Source organism: Advenella sp., assembly GCF_052108595.1.
GTDB lineage: Bacteria > Pseudomonadota > Gammaproteobacteria > Burkholderiales > Burkholderiaceae_B > Advenella.
The window spans coordinates 1-22262 of record NZ_JBQEAU010000077.1; the positions used below are offsets into that span (position 1 = coordinate 1).

The following is a 22262-nucleotide window of genomic DNA, read 5'->3' on the forward strand; positions in this document are numbered from 1 at the left end:
ACTCTTGTGCGGCTTTTTCTACACATACAGGCCACGCATATCCTTGGATCTCGTCACAAGATATCTATCCGGTTCACGGCTCTGACTGACTCTTCCGCACATATGCTGCCCCTTGATGAGTGAGCTAAATTCACTTGCACGACAAATCGTTGACGACGTGTCAAACCTTAGCCTCACGAGCCCGATTGGTGTGTGTATGCAACTAATAATCGCGTGTCATGGTTTTGTCATATAAATCCCCGAGAATATTCTATTATTCCAGTAATATCAAAATATGGAATTAAACAATAACCGCTTTCTGAGGCTTTCATGATTGACAAAACCTATAACATCCTATTCCTCTGTACAGGCAACTCTGCTCGGAGCATTATGGCAGAAGCCCTCGCGACTACCCTAAGCCACGGTAAATTCATTGGCTACAGTGCGGGCAGCCACCCGGGAGGGCAGGTTAATCCATTTGCTATTGATAAAGTAGAAAAGACTGGCTATCCTACCGACAAGCTGCGCAGTAAAAGCTGGGATGAGTTTGCTGCCGTCGATGCGCCGCATATGGATTTTGTGATTACGGTTTGTGATAATGCCGCGGGAGAAGTGTGTCCACTATGGCCTGCGCATCCAATATCCGCACATTGGTCTTTTGAGGACCCGGCTGCTGTTCAGGGTACAGAGGACGAGAAGCAGACTGCGTTTGATAAAGTATTCAGGCAAATAACGATGCGGATGAACTCGTTCATTAATTTGCCATTCCACCTACTTGACAAAGAGGCCATTCAAAAAGAAGTCAGAAAGATCGGCGATACGCCGGCGGCCAACTAATTACGACAGCGCTGATCGAATCTATTAATTGGCCATGGACAATTTCATTCCATGGCCAATTCGTTTACTGTTTACCACAGCGTGAGCCTTAATGCCAAGGCAGCCAGCGTCACTAGTAGAACCGGTACAGTCAACACGATACCAACCCGGAAATAATATGCCCATGTAATCGTCATGCCTTTGCGCGACAGAACATGTAGCCATAACAGTGTTGCCAGACTACCAATGGGCGTAATTTTTGGCCCCAGGTCACTACCGATCACATTCGCATAAATCATGGCTTCTTTTATGACCCCGGTGGCCTGGCTAGACTCGATCGACAATGCGCCTACAAGTACAGTAGGCATATTATTCATGATGGACGATAGAAACGCTGTTAAAAATCCTGTCCCTAGCGCCGCGCTCCAAAGGCCTTTGTCTGCCAAATCGTTTAAAAGTCCTGCTATGTAATCTGTTAAGCCTGCATTGCGCAGTCCATACACCACCAAGTACATTCCCAAAGAGAAAATCACAATTGACCAAGGTGCCTCGCGGATTACCTTCTTTGTGCTGATTACATGATTGCGGCCAGCCACAGCCAACAAAACGGCAGCGCCCATGGCGGCAATGGCGCTGACTGGAATGCCGAAATTCTCAAGCACAAAGAAACTGATCAAAAGTAATGCCAACACATACCAGCCTGCACGGAATGTTGCGAAATCCTTAATCGCTTCGTTCGGCTGCTTGAGTTGTCGGCGATCATATGTAGCGGGCACGCTTGAGCGAAAATACCAAAGTAAAACAAGTAGCGTTGCTGCAACTGATACAAAGTTAACCGGTACCATGATAGCGGCATACCGCGCAAAACTAATGTTGAAAAAGTCTGCCGAAACGATATTTACCAGATTTGAAACGATCAAAGGAAGACTGGCCGTATCGGCGATGAATCCTGCCGCCATGACAAAAGCCAAGGTAGCTCCCGGACCGAAACCGAGAGCCAAGAGCATTGCCATGACAATGGGCGTAAGAATAAGGGCTGCTCCATCATTGGCGAAAAATGCTGACACCGCAGCGCCAAGCAAAATAATCAGACAGAATAGAACCTTGCCCTTGCCGCCGCCCCAACGAGCGACATGTAAGGCTGCCCATTCAAAAAAACCAGCTTCATCTAATAACAAGCTGATAATAATAATGGCAATAAATGTGGCGGTTGCATTCCACACGATATTCCATACGACCGGAATGTCGCCAATTTGAATGACACCAAATAATAACGCCAGTAATGCTCCAAAAGAAGCGCTCCAACCGATGCCTAATCCACGAGGCTGCCAGATGACTAATACAATAGTCACAATAAAAATTGCTACAGCTGTAAACACGTTAATCCTTGTTGAATAAAATCAGCAGTTTTTGCTGATCATCGTATAGAGAAATGGTGCGAATTAGAACACTGAGGATGTGATTAATGATTGTCGATTAACGCTTCAGACCTGGCGCAGGGGTCCATCGAAACTGAAATGCATAGGTTCCCGCCACAGCAGTTTTCTGTTAGGAATGACAGCAACTCTGACATTGACTGGAACTTTACCGAGTAAATGACATACCGACCTTCTTGCCGGGAATCCAGCAGGTCGGCGTTCATTAGTTCTTTCAAATGAAACGAAAGCGAGGAGGGTGGGATCTCAAGCAAGTCAGCCAGCTGTCCCGCCTGTAAACCCCCGGGACCGGCTTGCATTAAATGACGATAGGCCACCATGCGGGATTCATGGGCCAATGCGGCTAGCGCCTTCACGGCATTTTTTGTTTCCATAGCAGTTCTCAATATTATCTACGATATTTCGATATTTATAGAATTATAGTATAATATTGTCATTGATACTATTTTATTGACTGTAATATGAAGTTATGACACGCATATTACATGCCAGTTATTTGTTTTTAACCAGCTAACAGAGTGTAATTTTTCAAATTTTGGAGCAACATGAACGACGTTACTATCTACCATAACCCGGACTGCGGCACTTCTCGCAACACATTGGCAATGATACGTAATGCGGGCATTGAGCCGACTATTATTGAATACTTAAAAACGCCGCCAGATCGTGAAACAGTGAAATCTCTTATCTCGCAGGCAGGGTTGACGGTGCGCGAGGCGCTAAGAGAAAAAGGAACGCCTTACCAGGAACTGGGGCTATCAGAGTCCTTGTTGACTGAAGACCAATTGCTTGATGCAATCGAGGCGCATCCGATCCTGATTAACCGCCCATTCGTTGTGACTTCCAAGGGGGTCAAACTGTGTCGTCCCTCAGAGGTTGTTCTGGATATTTTGCCTCAGCCGCAGTTGAATGACTTTGTAAAAGAAGACGGCCAGGTCGTAGCGAGGAATGAGTGATCCGAGTTCATGACTGCCTGACAAAGCGCGGCCCCCTGATCATAGCTTGTCCTATTTATTAAAATATTATGAAATCGATAGAATTTACTTCGTCAGATGAGATGCCAAATCTGAACAGCGACCAATTTGACACACCTTCAATCGAGAAACTCGAGTTATCTGCAGATTTTCCACATCCGCCACGAATACTTTTATTGTACGGATCTTTAAGAGAGCGTTCGTTCAGTCGCTTGTTGACCATGGAAGCTGCCAGAATTCTCGAAAAACTGGGGGCGGAGACGCGTATTTTTGATCCTCACGGTTTACCGCTGCCGGATAGTGTGCCGGCGAGTCATCCGAAAGTGGCCGAATTACGGCAATTATCAGAATGGTCAGAAGGGCAGGTATGGTGCAGCCCTGAGCGACATGGCAATATGACTGGTGTTTTTAAAAGTCAGATCGATTGGTTGCCGCTTGAGATAGGAAGCGTAAGGCCGACGCAAGGCCGAACGCTTGCGGTTATGCAGGTGTCTGGGGGCTCGCAGTCCTTTAATGCTGTCAATTCCTTAAGAATTCTGGGACGCTGGATGCGCATGGTGACTATTCCTAATCAATCTTCAGTGGCAAAAGCTTACCTGGAGTTTGATGAGAATGATCGAATGAAACCATCTCCATACTATGACCGGGTCGTGGATGTGATGGAAGAGCTCTACAAATTCACCTTGCTAATACGAAGCCGTAGCGATTATCTTACAGAAAGGTATAGTGAAAGAAAGGGTGTTGCCGCATCGGCCCTGCGCCACACCGAGGCGGCAATGAATCAAGAGGTTTGACTTCAAGAGATTCTGCGGTTCAAGCTCAACGGGTTTGAGCCGATAAATGATTGTGTTTCATACACTTGGCAGCGTGGGTGTCATGTCATGAAGGACAGTTGCCGCGCCGTGTGCCAGGCTTCTTTTGAACTGCCAATGCTGGTGTGCTGTTTTTGATTTTCCACTGCCCCGCACTTATACAGATGTCATATTTTTTTCGCGTCGGCAAAAGCAGCAGGAATTTGTCTGTCGGCCGGCTGTCCTCCGGAGATGGCCGGGAAATAGATGGCCTGTCGTCTATTGTGACAGGCGGCATATTATGTTTGTGGCAGGCTATTTTCTGTGCCTGGCGGCTTCGTCTCTTTGTATCCGATCCAGCGATCTCTCGGTTTCGTTTTCGTTAAGAGCCTGTTGTTGCAGCATGCATTGGTCAAAATGAGGTGAACCAGGTTGGATACCCAGCGTGGCGCACTGCTTGCGGTATCCATCTGCTTCCATATCGTCCAGCGCCTGGCATCCGCTCAGCAGGCCGGCCAGCACAAGGCTCATGGCTACGATGGTTTTGGTTGACGACAGTTGACGCATTATATTTTCTCCCCTGAAAAAAAGAATGAATGTTCATTAAATCATTGATCATGGTTTCTGCATAGCGGTTAATCCGCTCCGGTATCCTGAATGAAAAGTGGCGGTATCGGTTCAGTGTCGCAAACGAACATACCAAGCGCCCAGCGCACATATAATCACGCATGCAATCACTCATGCTCATGTCTCGCCGCGAACAGAGACGCTGCACGTACGCGCCGGTAGTTCCGTTATGCGCGGTCATCGGCTATACGCTGTGCGGCATTGCGGCGGGTGTTGGGGGCAATGAAGTCGTGTTGTGCATGCAGAGGGTGTTTTGGAGCACTTTGCCGCGGGACAAGGCACAGATACGGCTTATCCGTCCAGACAGGATTGAGCTGCGCTCAAAAACGGGCTCGGTGTCCAGCTTTTTGAGCGCAGTTTATTGGGGGGCGTCCAGCTTAGCGGGCTATTATTTTGTGGTGTAGCCACCATTGACCAGAATGGTCTGGCCGGTCATCCACCAGCCTTCAGATACCATGAAGCGGACCCATGGCACGATATCTTCAATATCCGTAAGTCCGGTTTTGGAAAAGGGTGACAGGGCTGCCGCTGTCTTGTGATATTCCACTGCTTCTTTGCCTTCGGCCGGATAAAAGAACGGGGTATCCATGGGGCCCGGGCCGATGGCGGTGACCGAAATGCCTCGCGCGCCAAACTCTTTTGAAGCTGCACGGGTGAAGTGTTCAACGGGTGCTTTCAGTCCTTCATAGGCAGAATAAAAAGGCGTATAGGCACCCAGCAGGGACGTGACCAGGGTGCAGATCTTGCCATTATCGTTGACCGCCTTGCCTGCTTCCTTGAGAAAGAAGAAAGCGGATTTGACGTTCACCGCACTGGATTGATCAAATTCCTTTTCTGTGACTTCGGTCATCGGTTTTTTAAGAACCATGCCAACTGTGTTAATGGCAATGTCCGGTCGTCCCACTGCGGCAATGGTGTCGGCAAACAGTTTTTCCATGGCGGCCGCGCTGCTCAGATCAGCCTGAAAGGCAACTGCCTTGGCGCCGGCTTGTTCGATTGCTGCAATCGTCTGGTCGGCCGCAGATTTGGCCTGGCCGCCGTGATAGTGAATGGCTACGGCTTTTGCGCCGTGCTGGGCGAATTCGCGTGCCAGCAGTCCGCCCAGGTTTTTTGCGCCGCCTGCAATGAGAACCACTTTTCCTTCAATTGTATTTCGGGACATATGTTTTTCCTCTGGAGTTGGGACGCGACGTATTGCCACGTTTGTCATATAGATTAATTGATCGTAAATCTCAAATAAAGCTGTTATTGTTGACGTCTTACGTCAATATTTACGAACAATAGAGTGCTCATGGATCGGATCAGGCAGATGCAGGTCTTCATCCAGGTGATGAAAAGCGGCAATTTCACGCGTGCGGCCGAAGCGCTTCGTTTGCCGCGCTCGACGGTTTCGACCCTGATCCAGGAGCTGGAGGATCGATTGGGCGTTCAGCTTTTGCGCCGTACAACGCGTCGCATGACACCCACCTTCGAGGGGGCGCAGTTTGTCAAGACTGCGCGTGAAATCGTAGATGCGATTGAAGCTTCCGAGCAGATGTTTCATCCGGCCTCACAGCAGATGACCGGCCGTCTCAGAATCGATATGCCCAGTCGCATCGGCCGGCGCATCATCATTCCGGCGCTACCGTCATTGATCGCGATGCACCCTGAAGTCGAACTGGAGGTGAGCATGACCGATCGTATGGTGGATCTTGTTTCCGAGGGCATCGACTGCGTCATACGGGTGGGTGAACTGAGCGACTCCGATCTGATTTGCCGAAAACTTGGGGATATCGATATTATTACGTGTGCCAGCCCAGCTTATCTTGCAGGCATGGGTACTCCCGCAACACCTGACGCGTTGGGTACGCATCAGGTGGTGAACTATGCCTCGCGGTTTCCGACAGCGATGCCGGCCTGGGAATACGTGGCTCAGGGCAAACTGAATGTGGTGACCATGAGCAGTGTGATTTCGGTCAATAATGTGGAAGGCTATCTGGCTGCCGCGCTTGCCGGAATGGGGCTGATCCAGATTCCGGCATTTGATGTGCGCGATCTGCTTGAGTCGGCTGAACTGATCGAAGTGCTGCCACAATTTCGTGCACCATCCATGCCATTGACGTTTCTTTATGCCCGACGGCGCAATGTGCCTGCACGTATCCGCATATTCCAGCATTGGGTTTCCGAGCTGCTGAGCAAAGAGGGTGTGTTCAACGGTTCGTAGCAAGCGACAGCACCAGGCGTATGAGTCTGCCCGGGATCGGATGTAGTCAACGGGTTGGCAATGGTCACGCTGCAGGGTGAAGTCTTGCTACTGAGTTCAAACCTTGAGCGCTGGCGGGTATTTGCCGGGCCGGTGCAGCGGGTTCTATGCATGCTTGATGTTAACCACGGATGACCAGCAGCATCCAAATGACCCTGTGTCTGGGGCGGCGCAGACACATCTCGTTCGAAGGCCTTCAGTGGGCATTTCTGTTATATATTTTTACACTTCGGTTTTGAGTTGATGCGGTCACCGGTTTACCGGAGAATAGTAAATCCACAGGTAGCTCAACTGGTAGAGTATCCGAGTACTTCACGAGGAGGTTTACGGTTCGAACCCGTACCTGTGGAAGAATTTTCGCATCGGCATTGCGCTGACCGACTGAAGTGATAACAAGCGCTGGCTATGATCCGGTTGTCGCGATGGCGGCGTTTGTATTTTGCATATGCCTGGGGCCGAGCACAGCTTGTGGTTTAATGCTGCAGTCTTGCGGCAATGCTGCAAAATTTTTGCCGATGCGTTCCCTATCCAGGAGGCCCGTTCTCATGACAGATGCAAAAACAGTAAGCACAAAGCCATCCCGGCCTGGTTCCTGAGCATGCAAAGCCCCATTTTTCCCGGTATTGAATAAAAAAGACGGTGTTCGTCGGATAATAAAAATCAGTGATCGTTGTTTTTGCCCGTGAGGTGTGCCGGACGGCGGCAAATTGTCGGCGCTGCATGTTCCAGGCATGTCAGGCGTGATTGGCAGCCGGATATTTTTCTTACAGTATCAGACCCATATGCTTGTTTGGGGGAGATAGTTAAAAAGTAGAAATGGCAGTGGCTACAGCGACTATGGTGGCTAGAGAGGGTGCCGATTGCATTTTATGCTGTCAAGCGATGGGCTTGCCGATCGACGGCAATCTGCCGGGTCATTTACATAAATGGGGTAACGGGATGCTGGTAACAAGAATTAGAACCTCGCTGGAATATGAAGTATTTTCAGCGAGTGAGTTTTTTCTGAATATGCTGGTTTCCAAAAAAAGCCAATTGCTTCTGGAAGAGTGCCTGAGTGTGGAGTATGTCGACAGCAATGGGAGCAAGACGCCTGTTTATTTTCAGAAGAATATTGATGCAATGGGCGGACGCTTCGTATCGTTTCCTGCTAAAGAAGGAACGATCAATGTCGATTACACGGTCAGCGTCGTTACCAATCATGCCAGGCGACTGTCCGAGGCCGCCATTTATCCCATAGGGCGTCTGCCAAAGAAAACCATTCCCTGCTTGCGGCCAAGCCGGTATTGTGAATCGGATGTACTTTCAGCCCAGGTGCAGGCTCTTTTCTGTGCGCAGGGCGACGGCATCGTGCTGGTCGAGTCAATTATTGACTGGATACAGGAACATGTCCAATATGAAGTGGGATATTCAGATTCCACCACTTCAGCCGCTGATGTGTTTGAAAAGCGCAAAGGCGTATGCAGGGATTTTGCCCATTTGGCCATCACGTTTTGCCGTGCCTTGAATATACCTGCCCGTTTTTGCGTAGGCTATGTATATTTTGAAGAGCCCCCTCAGGATTTTCACGCGATTTTTGAGGCATACCTGGGAGGACGATGGATCAAGTTTGACCCAACAGGGCTGGCGCCACCCGATAATCTGGTGGTTATTGCACGCGGCAACGATGCCCAGGATACGCCCTTTGCCACTATTTTCGGCAATATAAAACCCAGCCGCATGCGCATCAATATCGAGCAGGAGGATCCGTATTCGGATTTGCATTTGAAGGCCGGCGATGAGCAGGCGGCGATTATTGGGCGCTAGGGTGCTGCGCCAGGCGTCCTTGCCAGCATGATCTGTGCAGGGGCAAAGCAGGGAAGCGCTTGTCGGGCAAGAGAAATGGTGCAATGACGCCTGTGATATCAGAGTCGCGGTATCTGAGACGTGATATCTGGATTGTAATATCTGAATTGTCAGATGGCAGTCTTGGTGTTGGCGTTGTGATAATGACAGATCAAATGCGCCATGGCTGTTGGTGCCCGAATATATCGGGCACCTGTCTGACCGTTATTGCTTTTGTTCTTCCTTACGGGAGATGACCTTACCTGTATTGGCATCAATGACCAGTTCATATTTGGTGCCGGGCTTCAGAGTTGTCACTTCATATGACCAGACGTTGTTTTCCCGGTCAAAATCCACTTCGACCGCTTTGGCGCCGGTTTCTGATTCGGCCGTTTGCACTGCCTGTGCAAGCGTCACTTTTGCCTCATTGATGGCCTGGGCTTCCTGCTGGTGATTCGATTGCGCAGCGGCCATGCCTGGCACGATGATAAACAGTGAAAAAAGCAGGGAAGAGGTAATTTTCATAAGTCATTCCTGTTGGTAAAGGGAAAAAACAGTACGCTCAGTGTAATACATCAGTGCGGTTGTGTAGACCGTCTTGATTCAGATACCTCGGTTTTCCGAAGATGTGGTAATTTAAAAATACTGTATACTTATACAGTACTTAAAGGAATTGCCATGATGAAAAACACAGCGAAAAAATCCTCCAGAACACTCGTTGAAAAGGCATCGGGCTCTCGCTTTGACGGTCTGCCGGAAAGCAACTCCGAAGGCGTGTCCGAAGGTGTTGTGAATGCTGCACAGCTATCCGGGCGCTCAGGTGTCCTGGCCGGGTCGGCCGCTTCCAGGGCGTTATTCTCAGAAGGGTCTTTTTCAGAGGCATCCGCCGAAGAAATGCCGGCGCAACGGGTCGGGCAGGGCACTGCCTCGCCTTCTATCCTGACTGCGCCGGAGCGCATTCACTCCTCGCTGTGGCGAGCGTCGCAAATCGCCCGTTCCCCAGGTCTTTACGCCAATACCGGCTATCCTGAAATATCGGCTCAATTGCCTGGCGGCGGCTGGCCCTTAGGCAATCTGATCGAGGTCATGACGCCACGTGCCGGCGTCGGGGAGATCCAGTTATTCAAACCCGTTTTTTGTGGGCACAAGGCGAGTCAGTTGCCTCATGCGTCAACTGCTGCGGGCCTTGACAGCACCAGCAGCCCAGAGCAACGGCCCATCGTGCTTATTCAGCCACCGTATGCGCCGCAGGCCTGCGCGTGGGCGCATTGGGGAGTCGCCCCTTCCCGCCTGCTCTGGCTCTCTCCGCAAAGTACTGCCGATGCCTTGTGGGCGGCCGAACACATTCTGAACAGCGGGGCCTTTGCGGCGCTGGTGTTATGGCAAAATGCCCTGCGCGATGGCGCCCTGCGTCGCTTGCAATTGTCGGCGCAAAAGGGTGACACGCTGTTCGTGCTGGTTCGGGCCCTGTCCGCTGCCCGGCAATCCTCCCCGGCACCCTTGCGGCTTGCACTGCATCCGGTGCCCAGGGGGCTTCACGTGCATATTGTCAAACGTCGTGGCAGCGTCAGTGAACATCCTGTCCATATCTCACTTTATCCGGATGCATCCGGCAGGGGTATCTCTCCTGGGGGCGCTTCCGATCCCTATTCTGCTGCTTATCCTGCTGCTTTTACCGAGTCCCGCCATGCGAACATGGATAGCCGTACATCTGTTACACCCCACGCTGGACACACTTTGCCCTGACTGGCGCAACACGGCGGCCGTTGTGATTGATCATGGCCAGGTCCGGGTGTGTTCGCCTGCTGCCCGGGCGGCAGGTGTGCAACCAGGCATGCGTATCAGCGGCGTCAATACCCTGTGTCCCCAGGCCGTTCTTACCGAATATGATGAGCATATTCATCATTCGGCAATCCAGGCGGCCTCGCTGGCGCTGTTGCAGTACACACCCGAGCTCGCGCTGGGGGAGCGGGATACCCTGTTGCTGGATGTCACCGCCAGTCTTAGTCTTTTTGGCGGCATTCGGCGGCTTTACCGACGTATCCAGGGCACCTTGCATGGGCTCTGCCTGAGTGCAGGCTGCGCTATTGCCACAACGGCTGGCGGCGCCTGGCTGCTGGCGACTGCCGAGTGCGTGCGCTTGCGCCGCTGCCTGAAACCTGGCACCCAGATTCGCCGGCTGGACGCCTTGCCAGTCGGGTCGTTGCCGGCCGCGCATCCGTATGAAGCCTGGCTGGGCAGCATTGGCTGCGCCACCCTGGGGGCCATGCGACAACTGCCGCGCGCCGGGTTGCAGCGACGCACCAGCCGGCAGGTTTTGCAGGTTCTTGATGCCGCCTACGGGAACACGCCTGAAATATTCAAATGGGTTGTCGCGCCACTGCAGTTTCAGGGGCGGATAGAACTGGTTGAACGAATTGAATATGCCCAAGCCGTTGGCAGGGTGGCCGGCCGGCTGATCGAGCAGCTTTGCGGCTGGCTGGCGGGGCATCAGCGGGCGGTAACACAGCTTGTCCTGCTTCTTGAGCATGAGCGTGGTCGTCATGCGCGCGAGCCATCCCAGGTGGAACTGGCTACTGCTGCCCCCACCCGGGATCCGGCCCACCTGATGCGCTTGTTGCAGGAACATCTGCATCATCTGAAACTGGCAGCGCCCATTATTGCCGTGACCCTTGACGCTGCCAGAGTGCAGGAGACGGCGCCGGTTGCCGACGATTTGTTTCCTGAACGCGGGGGAACGCCGCAGGACCGTCAACGGGTCCTTGAAATCATTCTGGCCAGGCTGGGACATGATCGGGTATTGGCGCCTCAGCCGGTCGCCGATCATCGCCCCGAAATTGCAAACCGGTGGAGACCGGCAAACACGGCTTCTGCCGCAGGGTCTGTTGTCGAAGGCGTGGCGCGGCCTTGCTGGTTGCTGGAAAAGCCGCTGCTACTGTCTGTGCGCAAGCATCGTCCCTGGTATGGTTCGCCATTGCGTATTTTGCAGGGTCCGGAAAGAATCGAAGATGGCTGGTGGGAAGGGTGGGCGCTAAGAGACTATTTTGTTGCAGAAGACAATACCGGCGTACGCTACTGGCTCTTTCGTGAACGCTATGGTCACTGGCGCTGGTTTTTGCACGGGGTTTTCGGGTAACAGGACAAGGTCATGACGACGCCTTCTTTTTCTTCATACGCGCTGCCTGGCTATGCCGAACTGTATTGCCAGAGCAATTACAGTTTTCTGCAGGGCGCGTCTCATCCCGAGGAGCTGGTGCGACAGGCGTTCGAACTCAATTATATGGCGTTGGCCATCACAGACGAATGTTCCGTGGCAGGGGTGGTACGTGCCCACGCGGAAGTGGAAAGGCTGAACAAGCCCATCCTGGACGAAGCGGAGCGCAGGAAAAAGAACGCATTGGAAAAGGCAGGCTACGTGCTGGGGCAATCCGATCCGGCGCAGGCCACGCCTTCACTCCCTTCTTTGCCAGCGTGGTTATCGCAACTGTCGCAGACGTCATCGCCCGCTTCATCCATTGCGCCCGCTGGATCGCCATTGCCATCAGCCTCAGCCTCAGCACCGGCGGGGTCGGGGTCGGCACTATCGACAGTATCAACCTGCGAAACGCCGCTGCGCCTGCCTTTGAAACTGATTGTGGGTTCTGTTTTTTCTCTGCATACGGGCGAACATTCACCCACCCTGAAACTGCTCGTACTTGCTCAAACCCGTCAGGGCTATGGCAATCTGTGCGAATTCATCACCCTGGGGCGACGTCGTGCCCCCAAGGGTAATTATTATTTGACGACTAGCGACATTACCAGTCCTGCCGATCCTTCTCTGGCTCATTTGCAGAACCTGCCCGAGTGTCTGGCGGTGTTGGTGCCCGAGTATGGCTCATCCTACGAACAGATGCTGGCCCAGGCCCAATGGGTTGCGCAGGCATTTGCCGGGCGTTGCTGGCTGGCGCTCACACTGTTGCACCAGGGGCAGGATGCGGCTCACAAGGCCAGGCTCATGGCTGTCTCAGAGGTCACCGGGGTGCCGTTGGTGGCAACCGGACAGGTGCAGATGCACGTGCGTTCACGCAAACCCGTGCATGACACACTGGCTGCGATCCGGCTGGGCAAAAGCGTACAGGAGTGCGGCTTTGCGCGCGCGGCCAATGCCGAGCATCATTTGCGCCAGCTGGTGACACTGGCCAATCTTTATCCGCCTGCTGCCCTGGAACAAACCCTCGAGGTGATGCTTCAATGTCAGTTCAATCTGAAAGAGCTCAAATATGAATACCCAGGCGGCATCTGTCCTGAAAACCTGAGTCCGACAACTTATCTGCGCCAGCAAACCTATGTGGGGGCGCGGCAGCGTTTTAGGGATGGGATACCTGAGAGTGTCACACGCCAGCTGGAAGATGAGTTGCAGCTTATTGCCGAACTGCAATACGAAGCCTATTTCCTGACGGTCTACGATATTGTGAAGTTTGCCCGCGCCCAGGAGATTTTGTGCCAGGGCAGGGGGTCGGCGGCCAATAGCGCTGTTTGCTATTGTCTGGGTATTACCGAAGTCAATCCTGTACTGGGAAATAATCTGTTCGAGCGTTTTATCAGCAAGGAGCGCAATGAACCGCCCGATATTGACGTCGATTTCGAGCACCAGCGCCGCGAAGAAGTCATCCAGTATATTTATGAAAAATATGGTCGGGATCGCGCCGCGCTGACTGCTGTGGTGATCACCTATCGGGTCAAGAGTGTGCTGCGCGATACGGGCAAGGCGTTAGGCGTTGATCCTATTATTATCGAGGCGGTGGCGCGTTCCTATCATTACTGGGATGGCCGTGCCAATCTGATGGCGCGCATGCAGGAGAGCGGCCTGGATCCGACTTCGTCTGTTGCCATGCAATGGGTTTATCTGGCAGAAAAAATCATGGGCTTTCCGCGTCATCTTTCACAGCATCCTGGCGGTTTTGTCATGTCGCACGGTCCGCTTTGCCGGCTGGTTCCCATCGAGAATGCCGCCATGGAAAATCGTAGCGTGGTGCAGTGGGACAAGGATGATCTGGATGTCCTGGGTATTCTCAAGGTCGATGTACTGGCGCTGGGTATGCTCAGTGTCATTCGTCGGGCGCTGGAGTTTGTGGCATTGCGATACGGCAGGCCATTTTTTCGAATGCAGGACATCCCGCTGGAAGATTCCGATACCTACGATATGATCTGCAAAGCCGATACTATCGGTGTATTCCAGATTGAATCGCGCGCGCAAATGACCATGCTGCCGCGCTTGCGGCCACGTTGTTATTACGATCTGGTCATCGAGGTTTCCATCATTCGCCCCGGTCCGATACAGGGAGGAATGGTGCACCCCTATCTGCGGCGACGCCAGGGGCTCGAAGCGATTAGCTACCCAAGCAAAGATGTCGAGTCGGCGCTGGAACGTACGCTGGGTGTGCCGATTTTTCAGGAACAGGTGATGCAGATTGCCATGAAGGCGGCGGGTTTTACTGGCGGGGAGGCCGATGATTTGCGACGTTCCATGGCTGCCTGGAAACGCAAAGGGGGGCTGGAAAAATTCTATAACAAAATTATCGACGGCATGTTGGGCAAAGGCTATGAAAGGGAGTTTGCCGAGCAGATTTTCCGTCAGATCCAGGGGTTTGGCGAGTACGGTTTTCCAGAAAGCCATGCAGCCAGCTTTGCACTGCTGGCCTACGCCAGCAGCTGGCTCAAATGCCATGAGCCCCAGGCCTTTCTGGCTGCGCTGCTCAACAGCCTGCCCATGGGGTTTTACAGTGCTTCAACGCTGATCCAGGACGCCAAGCGACACAAGGTAGAGATACTGCCTGTCGATGTGCAGGTCAGCAACTGGGAAGCAACGCTGGAGTTTGCTGCTGCCCAGTCTGCAGACACATCTACCGCAGAGCCTGTAACAGAACCCACAACAGAACCCGCCGAACACGGTTCAGATTGTCGTTCCGGCAAGCCCCAGTCCAAGCCCAAACCGGCGGTCAGGCTTGGGTTGAATCAGCTTAAAGGAATGCAAGAGGCGGCGGCGCAGCGGATCGTGCAGGCGCGCGCCCAGACTCCCTTTGACTCTGTTGCCGACCTGGCGCGACGCGCTGACCTGAGCAGGCATGACCTGAATGCGCTGGCTGTTGGCAATGCGCTGGAGAGCCTGGCCGGTCATCGCAGGGCCGCCTTGTGGGATGCCGTTGTCAGTGTGCCCGATAAAGATATTCTGCGGGAAGCGCCAATATATGAAACGGTGAGTCCGCAGCTGACGTTGCTCACGGAAGGGCAATCGATGGTGGCCGATTATGATTCGCTGGGCCTGACGCTGGGGCGTCACCCCTTGGAATTATTGCGTGACAAATTGAGCAAGATGCGTTTTTCCTCTTCTGCTGTCTTGCAGGAACAACCTGATCGACGCCTGGTACGTGCGGCCGGAATTGTTACGGTCAGGCAGCGTCCCGGCACGGCCAAGGGCGTCGTTTTTGTGACGCTGGAAGATGAATATGGGCAGATCAATCTGCTGGTGCGGCCAGCGCTGGTAGAGCGCCAGCGCAAGGAACTGCTCACTTCCCGTCTGATGGGGGCCTATGGACGCTGGCAGTCAGCCAACGGTGTACAACATGTGATTGTGGAGCGGCTGGTCAATTTGACGCATTTGCTGGGTCAATTGCAGACGCGCAGCCGCAATTTCCATTAAGCAGGTTCGTTGCGCGGACAGTCGGTCCTGGGCGCAGCAGTCTTCATTAACCATTGCACCGGTTGTGCCGCTATCGGGCATGGCGTCAGGATGTGCCCGAACCTGCAGCGCGCGTGCGTCGCTTCTGAATAAATCCAACGATCAGACCCAACAGGCTGATGACAATGATTAGCCCATTCCCAACCCGAGTGTATAGCGTCAGGCCCTGCGTACCTTGTATCTGTACATCCAGAATGCCGGCTGTTGCCGTGGGCAATTGCGACAATACACGGCCCTCGGCGTCAATGACTGCCGTCGATCCGGTATTGGTGGCGCGAAGCATGGGCCTTGCTGTTTCCATACTGCGCATGCGCGAGATCTGCAAATGCTGTTTTAGCGCCCAGGTGTTGCCAAACCAGCCCAAATTGCTGACGTTGAACAGCACGCTGGCTCCTGGCGTGCCGTCTGCCTGGGTACGCAAGGAGGGCAGCAATTCCTCGCCAAACACATCTTCATAGCAGATATTGGGCGCGAATCGCTGATTATTGACGGCAAAGCTTTCCTGGCCCTGGCCGCCACGATCAAAGTCGCCCAGCGGAATGTTCAGGGCATCAACAAACCAGCGAAAACCCAAAGGAACAAATTCACCAAACGGCACCAAATGTTGCTTGTCATAGACCGGCAGTTGCCGGCCCTGCATCAGGGCTGAAACCGACGTATCGCTGTCTATCGCCAGCACGCTGTTGGTATAACGATCCTGGCCATCCGGTACCGTGTGCAAGGGCGTGCCCATGAACAGCGTTGCTTTCATCTGATCTGCAAGGTCTACAACCGATTTCCAGAACTCTGGCGCCATCCTGTCCTGAAATGTCGGCAGAATGGTTTCGGGGAAAATAATCACCGAGGGCGTGCGTTGTGCGTCTATCGCAGGACGCGTGGCCAGCGCAAACTGAGTCTGCAGGGAACTCATCAATTGCGCCGGGTCAAATTTCATCTGCTGCGCAATATTGCCTTGAACCAGCCTTACCGTCATGACAGGGCCATGGTTGTCAAACCATGTAATGCGAGACAGCGCAAAACTGACGATGAACATGCCCAGGAGTGCACTGGCCATGGCCGCCATGATGCCGGAGCGATTGTGTTTCACATAATAAACGATACAGGCAACCAGCCCGCTGGCCAGCGCAGCCAGAAAGGCCACGCCATAGACGCCAGCGACGGGTGCCCAGGCCGACAGCAGGCTGTTGGTATGGGCGTAGCCGATATTGTTCCAGGGAAAACCGGTGAATATAAAGCCGCGCAGCCATTCACCCAGCGTCCAGGCGCAGGCCCAGAGCAGCGGGCGGCCCAGCGCCTGCGGCACCCGCATGACATTCAGGTCGCGACCCAGCCAGGCGGTACAGGCCCCCGCAAGAGCAGCATACAACGATAGATAAAGCGCAAAAAGCAATACGGCCAAAGCGGCAAGCGGCGCTGCCAGGCCGCCGAAATGGTTCATGCTGATGTACAGCCAGTACACACCTACACAGAAACTGCTGGTGCTAAAGACAAAGGTGGCCAGGGCGGCGCGTTTGATATGTTTTGTGCTGAAAACAATAAATGCCGGTACCGCCATAGACAGCACCTGGATATAGGGCAAGGTCCAGCCGGGCAGGGGATCAGGGGAAAAACTCAGGGCATGAATAGCCCCAGCCGCGATGAGAAGGAGCCAGACCATATTCTCAGGATTCTGTTTTACTGTGACTGCTGCTCATGGCAGACAGACGTTTGACATGCAGCCACAAGGCGCGCCGGGCATCGGCACGCAGGACCTGGAATCGCAACCCTTGGAAATCGTGGCTGTCGCCGCGTTGCGGGATGTGATCCAGCTCTGCCGCCAGCCAGCCGCCGATGGTATCGTAATCGTCTTCGGGAATCGCAACCTGCAGTGTCTGATTCAATTGCCGGATATCGGTGATGGCCATCACGCGCCACGAAGTATCGGTTTCCGGGAAGATGGTCATTTGCGCATCGTCGTCGTATTCGTCTTCGATATCGCCCACGATCTGTTCCAGGACATCTTCCATGGTGACCAGGCCGGCAATACTGCCGTACTCGTCAATCACAATGGCGATATGATTGCGGTTCTCGCGGAAATCCCGCAGCAACTGGTTCAGCCGCTTGGTTTCAGGAATGTAGTTGGCAGGCCGGACCAGACTGCGGATATCGGTTTGCGGATTGTTGACGAAGCGCAGCAGATCCTTGGCCAGCAGGATACCGATAATATTGTCTTTTTCTTCTTCATATACCGGAAAGCGCGAATGAGCCGTATCGATAACGATAGGGAGCAGTTCCTGCAGGGGCTTGCTGATATCCAGCAAATCCATGCGCGAACGCGGGATCATGATGTCGCTGACGTTTTTCTCGGTAAAGGAGATGGAGCCGACGATCATGGAATAGGAATCGTCGTCGATGATGTCCCGATCATGCGCAGAAGAGAGAATCTCCTGGATATCGTCCCGGTCTTCGGGTTCGTTCTGGCCCAGCAGGCCTTTTATTCGCTGGAGAAGTGAGCGGGAAGTATGCTTTTTGCCTGGCTGACTGTCTGCCTCGGCATCGTTGGAAGGGTATGGATCTGACATCTCTGGACGTCTAGTTTAGGAAGTTATAAGGATAACGCAAATTTACGTCTATTTGATGAAAAACGCGCGATACTTTGGGTAAACCCGGCCTTTGTCGACATTGGGCCTTCTTTATTCAGACTGTGCCTACGCAGGAGGGGATTTCGCTGAAATTGGGTCTTTGTTGTGCTGGAACGTCGCAGAAAACCCGAATGTTACAGAAAACCGGAAGCTTATAGAAAGGGATACGTTGCAGAGAATGCGGGAACTGATAGAAAGCCCAAGCCTCGTAGAAGCCAGACCAGGTCAGCGCGGCTGGTACGGATCCGGAAAGCCCAGGCTGGCCAGCAGGGCGGTTTCCACCGTTTCCATGTGGACGGCGTCGTCTTCGTCTTCATGATCGTAACCCAGCGCGTGCAGTACACCGTGTATCACCAGATGGGCCGCGTGCTGTCGCAGGGTTTTGCCCTGTGCGTTCGCCTCTTGTCTGAGAACCGGCACGCACAGTACGATGTCGCCACGCGCCGTGCCATCGGGATCAATCCCGTATTCGAAGGTCAGCACGTTGGTGGCATAGTCGCGGCCACGGAACTGGCTGTTGAGCTCACGCGCTTCGTCGGTATCAACCAGTCGCAGGGCCAGTTCCGCCTGGATAATGTCCGGGTTATCGGCCATGGCGGCGTCGACGGCCCGCAACATCCAGCCGCGAATGCGCTGGCGGGTGATTTCCGGAACCGGCACCACGTGCTGAACTGTCGTGCGCAGATAAGAGGTGTCGCGCATGCCGCGAGGCCGAGGCGTGGCCGGATTACTCATTGGGGGTGCGGCCTTCTGCCAGATCGTAGGCATCAATGATGCGGGCGACAAGTGGGTGCCGCACCACATCTTCGCTGGTAAAGCGCGACATGGCGATGCCCTGGACTTGGGATAGCACGCGCAGGGCGTGTTCCAGACCGCTTTTCTGCCCCTTGATCAGGTCGATCTGCGATGGGTCGCCCGTGATCACGGCCTTGCTGCCAAATCCAATGCGTGTCAGGAACATTTTCATTTGTTCCTGGGTTGTATTCTGCGCTTCGTCCAGAATCACAAAAGCATGGTTCAGGGTACGGCCCCGCATATAGGCCAGCGGTGCGATCTCAATAGTCTGTTTCTCGAACAGACGCATGACTTTGTCGAACCCCATCAGATCATAAAGCGCATCGTATAGGGGACGCAGGTAGGGGTCGACTTTCTGGGCCAGGTCGCCGGGCAGAAACCCCAGGCGTTCACCAGCTTCCACAGCAGGCCGGGTCAGAATAATGCGCTGTACGTGTTCTCGTTCCAGGGCATCAATGGCACAGGCAACGGCCAGCCAGGTCTTGCCGGTGCCGGCCGGACCCGTGCCGAAGGTAATGTCATGGCGCAAAATATTGTTCAGATAATCACGCTGGCGCGGGGTACGCGGACGCAGGTCATTGCGTCGCGTGCGCAGCGCAATGGTGCCGCTGTCATCATCTAGCGGCGGCAGCTCGGGCAGGCCGGCTGCACCTGCCTGGCGCTGTTGCCGGCTGTCATCAGTTTCGGCCTTGCTGCGATCGATACTGTCCGAAGGTTTTGCGTTGGCCCGCAATTCGACCAGCCCCAGCTGGATATCGTCAATGGTCAGGTCGCGATGGCGGGCACGGCGATGGAACAGGTTGACGGCGCCTGCCGCATCCTGGGCCTGCTCGCCTTCGACGATCACCCGGTTGCCGCTGCGGCCGATCGTGACATCGTAAGCCTGTGCAATCTGCTTCAGGTTTTCATCCAGCGGCCCGCACAGATTGGCCAGCTGGGTGTTGTCGCCTTCCAGATGGAAGACCACAGGCAAAGTGCGTTTTCCCGTCATGAAGCGGCGTCTCCGGTCGCGAGCTCGCCGCGTAGAGAGTTGGTATATATGGCGGTAATGCGCACGTTGACAATCTGGCCGATCAACTGTTCGGGCGCAGCAAAATTGACGATCCGGTTGTTTTCGGTCCGACCGGTCAGTTCGCTGGCATCACGGCGCGAGGGCCCCTCGACCAGCACCGGTTGCAGGGTGTCGAGCATGCCATGACTGATGGCGCTGGCCTGCGCCGTAATCTGGGCCTGCAAGCGTTGCAGCCGCGCCAGTTTGACCTCGTAAGGCGTATCGTCTTCCAGGTCGGCGGCTGGCGTGCCCGGCCGGCGCGAATAGATGAACGAGAACGAGGTGTCGAAATTGACGTCTGCGATCAGCTTGAGCGTGGCCTCGAAATCCGCTTCGGTCTCGCCAGGAAAGCCGACAATGAAGTCCGAAGACAGGGTCATGCCGGGCCGGGCTGCATACAGGCGGCGGGCAATGGACTTGAACTCCAGCCCCGTGTAGCCTCGTTTCATGGCGGCCAGGATCCGGTCGCTGCCGGTCTGGATAGGCAGATGCAGGAAAGGAACCAGCTTGGGCAGGCGCCCATGGGCTTCGATCAGCCGGCTGGTCATTTCCTTGGGATGAGAGGTCGTATAACGAATGCGTTCGATGCCCGGAATGTCATGCACATAATCGAGCAACATGGCGAAATCAGCCAATTCGGCGGTGTCGCCCAGGGTGCCGCGATAAGCGTTCACGTTCTGACCAAGCAGATTGACTTCCTTGACGCCCTGGTCTGCCAGATCGGCAATTTCGGTCAGGACGTCTTCGAACGGTCGGGAAATTTCTTCGCCACGAGTATAGGGGACGACGCAAAAGCTGCAGTATTTGCTGCAACCTTCCATGATTGAAACGAAGGCAGAAGGACCGTCGACCCGGGCCGGTGGCAGGGCATCGAATTTTTCAATTTCCGGAAAACTGATGTCCACCTGGGCGCGTCCGGTGTTTTTACGCCGTTCAATCAGTTCGGGCAGGCGATGCAGGGTCTGCGGGCCGAACACCACGTCTACATAGGGTGCGCGCCGGATAATGGTAGCGCCCTCCTGGCTGGCGACACAGCCGCCAACGCCAATGACCAGGTTGGGATTTTTCTTTTTGAGCTGATTGATGCGGCCAAGATCCGAAAATACTTTTTCCTGCGCTTTTTCACGTATGGAACAGGTATTGAGCAGAATGACATCTGCATCTTCGGGCGTGCTGGTCAGTTCCAGTCCCTGGTTTTCACGTAATACATCGGCCATTTTGTCCGAATCATATTCGTTCATCTGGCAGCCGAAAGTCTTGATGTACAGCTTTCTGGCAGACGGGTGAATACGGATGGGCGATTCCTGAACAGGCGTGGTGACAGCGGGCGCGTTGCCGCGTTTGAGTGAGGTTTCTTGCATGATATGGGTACCGTTGCGGGTTTTTGTCCCGGGGGTAAAATTTGGAAAACGTGATTGTAACGTGTTTGCCCAGATTACACCTTATCCTGTTGTTTTTTCAAACGAAAAAGCGCCCGCAGGCGCTTTTTTCCAGTCCGGCAGGCAACGGGGTGTTGCGCCCACGGTACAGTCTTTTGATCAGAAGATCACTTCGCTGGCCGGATCTTCTTTCTTCGGTGCTTTGATCAGGTCTTCGCGTTTGACACCCAGCCACATGGCGATGGCTGCTGCCACGAATACCGATGAATAGATACCAAACCAGATACCGATAGTGAGCGCCAGCGCAAAGTAGTGCAGGGACGGGCCGCCAAAGAAGAACATGGACAGCACCATCATTTGCGTAGATGCGTGGGTAATGACCGTACGGGAAATGGTTTGCGTGATGGCGCCGTCGATCACCTCACGGACACTGGCACGGCGCTGCTTGCGGAAATTCTCGCGGATCCGGTCCATGATCACCACCGACTCATTCACCGAATACCCCAGGACCGCCAGCACCCCTGCCAGTACCGGCAGTGAGAACTCCCATTGGAAGAACGCGAAAAACCCGAGGATGATCACCACGTCATGCAGGTTGGCGAGCACGCAGGCCAGTGCGAATTTCCATTCGAAGCGGATCCCCAGATATATCATGATCCCGATCACCACAAACGCCAGCGCCTTCAGACCGTTACTGAACAGCTCACTACCCACTTGCGGTCCGACAAATTCCACTCGACGCAGTTCCGCGTCGGGGCTGGCTTTCTTGAGCGCAGTCATGACGGTATTGCTCTGCTCTGTCGAAGACATGTTCTTGTCTACCGGCAAGCGGATAATGACGTCGCGCGAGGTACCGAAATTCTGCACCTGAAAGTCGCTGTAGTTGAGCGCACTGATGCTGCTGCGCACCTCATCAAGCTGGACAGCCTGCTGATAGTTGACTTCCATGACCGTACCACCGGTAAATTCGATGGACAGATGAAAGCCGCGGGTCACAATGAAAAATACCGCC

At 54.0% G+C, this 22262-nt stretch carries 19 protein-coding genes and 1 tRNA gene; 9 read left to right on the plus strand and 11 right to left on the minus strand.

Annotation, left to right across the window (positions count from 1 at the left end):
• Positions 1 to 309 precede the first annotated feature (309 nt).
• Positions 310 to 816 carry an arsenate reductase ArsC gene (locus ACTIKR_RS13895; RefSeq protein ID WP_442328132.1) on the plus strand — a complete coding sequence of 169 codons (507 nt, stop codon included), beginning with the start codon at positions 310 to 312 and terminating at the stop codon, positions 814 to 816.
• A 71-nt stretch (positions 817 to 887) separates the two neighbouring features.
• On the opposite strand, the gene ACTIKR_RS13900 is transcribed toward ACTIKR_RS13895, so the two are convergent.
• Positions 888 to 2174: an arsenic transporter gene (locus ACTIKR_RS13900; RefSeq protein ID WP_193087688.1), complete on the minus strand. Its 1287-nt coding sequence runs from the start codon at positions 2172 to 2174 to the stop codon at positions 888 to 890.
• An 83-nt stretch (positions 2175 to 2257) separates the two neighbouring features.
• A complete protein-coding gene (locus tag ACTIKR_RS13905; RefSeq protein WP_193087689.1) occupies positions 2258 to 2605 on the minus strand; it encodes an ArsR/SmtB family transcription factor in 348 nt (115 codons plus the stop codon).
• Between the two features lie 171 nt (positions 2606 to 2776).
• Here ACTIKR_RS13905 and arsC point away from each other — a divergent pair, with 171 nt between their 5' ends.
• On the plus strand, positions 2777 to 3187 hold the full coding sequence (gene arsC / locus ACTIKR_RS13910; protein WP_193087690.1) for an arsenate reductase (glutaredoxin): 411 nt from the start codon (positions 2777 to 2779) through the stop codon (positions 3185 to 3187).
• Between the two features lie 101 nt (positions 3188 to 3288).
• Positions 3289 to 3999, plus strand: a complete 711-nt coding sequence (gene arsH, locus ACTIKR_RS13915; RefSeq protein WP_370540181.1) for an arsenical resistance protein ArsH — start codon at positions 3289 to 3291, stop codon at positions 3997 to 3999.
• Between the two features lie 312 nt (positions 4000 to 4311).
• On the opposite strand, the gene ACTIKR_RS13920 is transcribed toward arsH, so the two are convergent.
• Positions 4312 to 4563 carry a hypothetical protein gene (locus tag ACTIKR_RS13920; RefSeq protein WP_193087692.1) on the minus strand — a complete coding sequence of 84 codons (252 nt, stop codon included), beginning with the start codon at positions 4561 to 4563 and terminating at the stop codon, positions 4312 to 4314.
• 448 nt (positions 4564 to 5011) lie between these two features.
• Positions 5012 to 5785 (minus strand): SDR family oxidoreductase, encoded by a 774-nt coding sequence (locus ACTIKR_RS13925; RefSeq protein WP_193087693.1) that lies wholly within the window; start codon positions 5783 to 5785, stop codon positions 5012 to 5014.
• A 129-nt stretch (positions 5786 to 5914) separates the two neighbouring features.
• On the opposite strand from ACTIKR_RS13925, the gene ACTIKR_RS13930 reads away from it, so the two are divergent.
• The 3 genes from ACTIKR_RS13930 to ACTIKR_RS13940 all read left to right on the plus strand — a co-directional run bounded on the left by ACTIKR_RS13930 (position 5915) and on the right by ACTIKR_RS13940 (position 8668).
• Positions 5915 to 6826, plus strand: a complete 912-nt coding sequence (locus tag ACTIKR_RS13930; RefSeq protein ID WP_226816541.1) for a LysR family transcriptional regulator — start codon at positions 5915 to 5917, stop codon at positions 6824 to 6826.
• Between the two features lie 315 nt (positions 6827 to 7141).
• A tRNA-OTHER gene (locus ACTIKR_RS13935) sits at positions 7142 to 7215 on the plus strand.
• A 589-nt stretch (positions 7216 to 7804) separates the two neighbouring features.
• Positions 7805 to 8668: a transglutaminase-like domain-containing protein gene (locus tag ACTIKR_RS13940; protein ID WP_193087694.1), complete on the plus strand. Its 864-nt coding sequence runs from the start codon at positions 7805 to 7807 to the stop codon at positions 8666 to 8668.
• A 243-nt stretch (positions 8669 to 8911) separates the two neighbouring features.
• On the opposite strand, the gene ACTIKR_RS13945 is transcribed toward ACTIKR_RS13940, so the two are convergent.
• Positions 8912 to 9211, minus strand: coding sequence for a PepSY domain-containing protein (locus ACTIKR_RS13945; protein WP_442328133.1), 300 nt, complete (start codon positions 9209 to 9211; stop codon positions 8912 to 8914).
• 153 nt (positions 9212 to 9364) lie between these two features.
• Between ACTIKR_RS13945 and imuA the strand changes: the two genes are divergently transcribed.
• From imuA to ACTIKR_RS13960, 3 genes are read left to right on the plus strand one after another with little or no spacing between them, the layout of a single operon-like run.
• Positions 9365 to 10432 carry a translesion DNA synthesis-associated protein ImuA gene (gene imuA / locus ACTIKR_RS13950; RefSeq protein WP_442328134.1) on the plus strand — a complete coding sequence of 356 codons (1068 nt, stop codon included), beginning with the start codon at positions 9365 to 9367 and terminating at the stop codon, positions 10430 to 10432.
• Entirely contained in the window at positions 10374 to 11822 is a 1449-nt protein-coding gene (locus ACTIKR_RS13955; RefSeq protein ID WP_442328135.1) for a Y-family DNA polymerase, read from the plus strand. The genes imuA and ACTIKR_RS13955 overlap by 59 nt, the downstream gene beginning before the upstream one ends.
• 12 nt (positions 11823 to 11834) lie before the next feature.
• Positions 11835 to 15365: an error-prone DNA polymerase gene (locus ACTIKR_RS13960; RefSeq protein WP_442328136.1), complete on the plus strand. Its 3531-nt coding sequence runs from the start codon at positions 11835 to 11837 to the stop codon at positions 15363 to 15365.
• 85 nt (positions 15366 to 15450) lie between these two features.
• On the opposite strand, the gene lnt is transcribed toward ACTIKR_RS13960, so the two are convergent.
• The 6 genes from lnt to secF form a co-directional block, all read right to left on the minus strand.
• Positions 15451 to 17061: an apolipoprotein N-acyltransferase gene (gene lnt / locus ACTIKR_RS13965; protein WP_442328137.1), complete on the minus strand. Its 1611-nt coding sequence runs from the start codon at positions 17059 to 17061 to the stop codon at positions 15451 to 15453.
• Positions 17062 to 17065: 4 nt separating this feature from the next.
• A complete protein-coding gene (locus ACTIKR_RS13970; RefSeq protein ID WP_193087699.1) occupies positions 17066 to 17965 on the minus strand; it encodes an HlyC/CorC family transporter in 900 nt (299 codons plus the stop codon).
• A 285-nt stretch (positions 17966 to 18250) separates the two neighbouring features.
• On the minus strand, positions 18251 to 18760 hold the full coding sequence (gene ybeY / locus ACTIKR_RS13975) for an rRNA maturation RNase YbeY (RefSeq protein WP_442328138.1): 510 nt from the start codon (positions 18758 to 18760) through the stop codon (positions 18251 to 18253).
• Positions 18753 to 19811, minus strand: a complete 1059-nt coding sequence (locus tag ACTIKR_RS13980; protein WP_442328139.1) for a PhoH family protein — start codon at positions 19809 to 19811, stop codon at positions 18753 to 18755. The genes ybeY and ACTIKR_RS13980 overlap by 8 nt, the downstream gene beginning before the upstream one ends.
• Positions 19808 to 21232: a tRNA (N6-isopentenyl adenosine(37)-C2)-methylthiotransferase MiaB gene (miaB, locus tag ACTIKR_RS13985; protein WP_193087701.1), complete on the minus strand. Its 1425-nt coding sequence runs from the start codon at positions 21230 to 21232 to the stop codon at positions 19808 to 19810. The genes ACTIKR_RS13980 and miaB overlap by 4 nt, the downstream gene beginning before the upstream one ends.
• Before the next feature lie 177 nt (positions 21233 to 21409).
• On the minus strand, positions 21410 to 22262 hold an 853-nt coding region (gene secF / locus ACTIKR_RS13990; protein WP_442328140.1), incomplete at its 5' end, for a protein translocase subunit SecF.

Bases quoted from the DNA above. Each gene is read 5' to 3' on its own strand.
- ACTIKR_RS13895 (WP_442328132.1), top strand. From the start codon at position 310: ATGATTGACAAAACCTATAACATCCTATTCCTCTGTACAGGCAACTCT.
- ACTIKR_RS13905 (WP_193087689.1), bottom strand. From the start codon at position 2,605: ATGGAAACAAAAAATGCCGTGAAGGCGCTAGCCGCATTGGCCCATGAA.
- arsC (WP_193087690.1), top strand. From the start codon at position 2,777: ATGAACGACGTTACTATCTACCATAACCCGGACTGCGGCACTTCTCGC.
- arsH (WP_370540181.1), top strand. From the start codon at position 3,289: ATGCCAAATCTGAACAGCGACCAATTTGACACACCTTCAATCGAGAAA.
- ACTIKR_RS13920 (WP_193087692.1), bottom strand. From the start codon at position 4,563: ATGCGTCAACTGTCGTCAACCAAAACCATCGTAGCCATGAGCCTTGTG.
- ACTIKR_RS13925 (WP_193087693.1), bottom strand. From the start codon at position 5,785: ATGTCCCGAAATACAATTGAAGGAAAAGTGGTTCTCATTGCAGGCGGC.
- ACTIKR_RS13930 (WP_226816541.1), top strand. From the start codon at position 5,915: ATGGATCGGATCAGGCAGATGCAGGTCTTCATCCAGGTGATGAAAAGC.
- ACTIKR_RS13940 (WP_193087694.1), top strand. From the start codon at position 7,805: ATGCTGGTAACAAGAATTAGAACCTCGCTGGAATATGAAGTATTTTCA.
- ACTIKR_RS13945 (WP_442328133.1), bottom strand. From the start codon at position 9,211: ATGAAAATTACCTCTTCCCTGCTTTTTTCACTGTTTATCATCGTGCCA.
- imuA (WP_442328134.1), top strand. From the start codon at position 9,365: ATGATGAAAAACACAGCGAAAAAATCCTCCAGAACACTCGTTGAAAAG.
- ACTIKR_RS13955 (WP_442328135.1), top strand. From the start codon at position 10,374: ATGCGAACATGGATAGCCGTACATCTGTTACACCCCACGCTGGACACA.
- ACTIKR_RS13960 (WP_442328136.1), top strand. From the start codon at position 11,835: ATGACGACGCCTTCTTTTTCTTCATACGCGCTGCCTGGCTATGCCGAA.
- lnt (WP_442328137.1), bottom strand. From the start codon at position 17,061: ATGGTCTGGCTCCTTCTCATCGCGGCTGGGGCTATTCATGCCCTGAGT.
- ACTIKR_RS13970 (WP_193087699.1), bottom strand. From the start codon at position 17,965: ATGTCAGATCCATACCCTTCCAACGATGCCGAGGCAGACAGTCAGCCA.
- ybeY (WP_442328138.1), bottom strand. From the start codon at position 18,760: ATGAGTAATCCGGCCACGCCTCGGCCTCGCGGCATGCGCGACACCTCT.
- ACTIKR_RS13980 (WP_442328139.1), bottom strand. From the start codon at position 19,811: ATGACGGGAAAACGCACTTTGCCTGTGGTCTTCCATCTGGAAGGCGAC.
- miaB (WP_193087701.1), bottom strand. From the start codon at position 21,232: ATGCAAGAAACCTCACTCAAACGCGGCAACGCGCCCGCTGTCACCACG.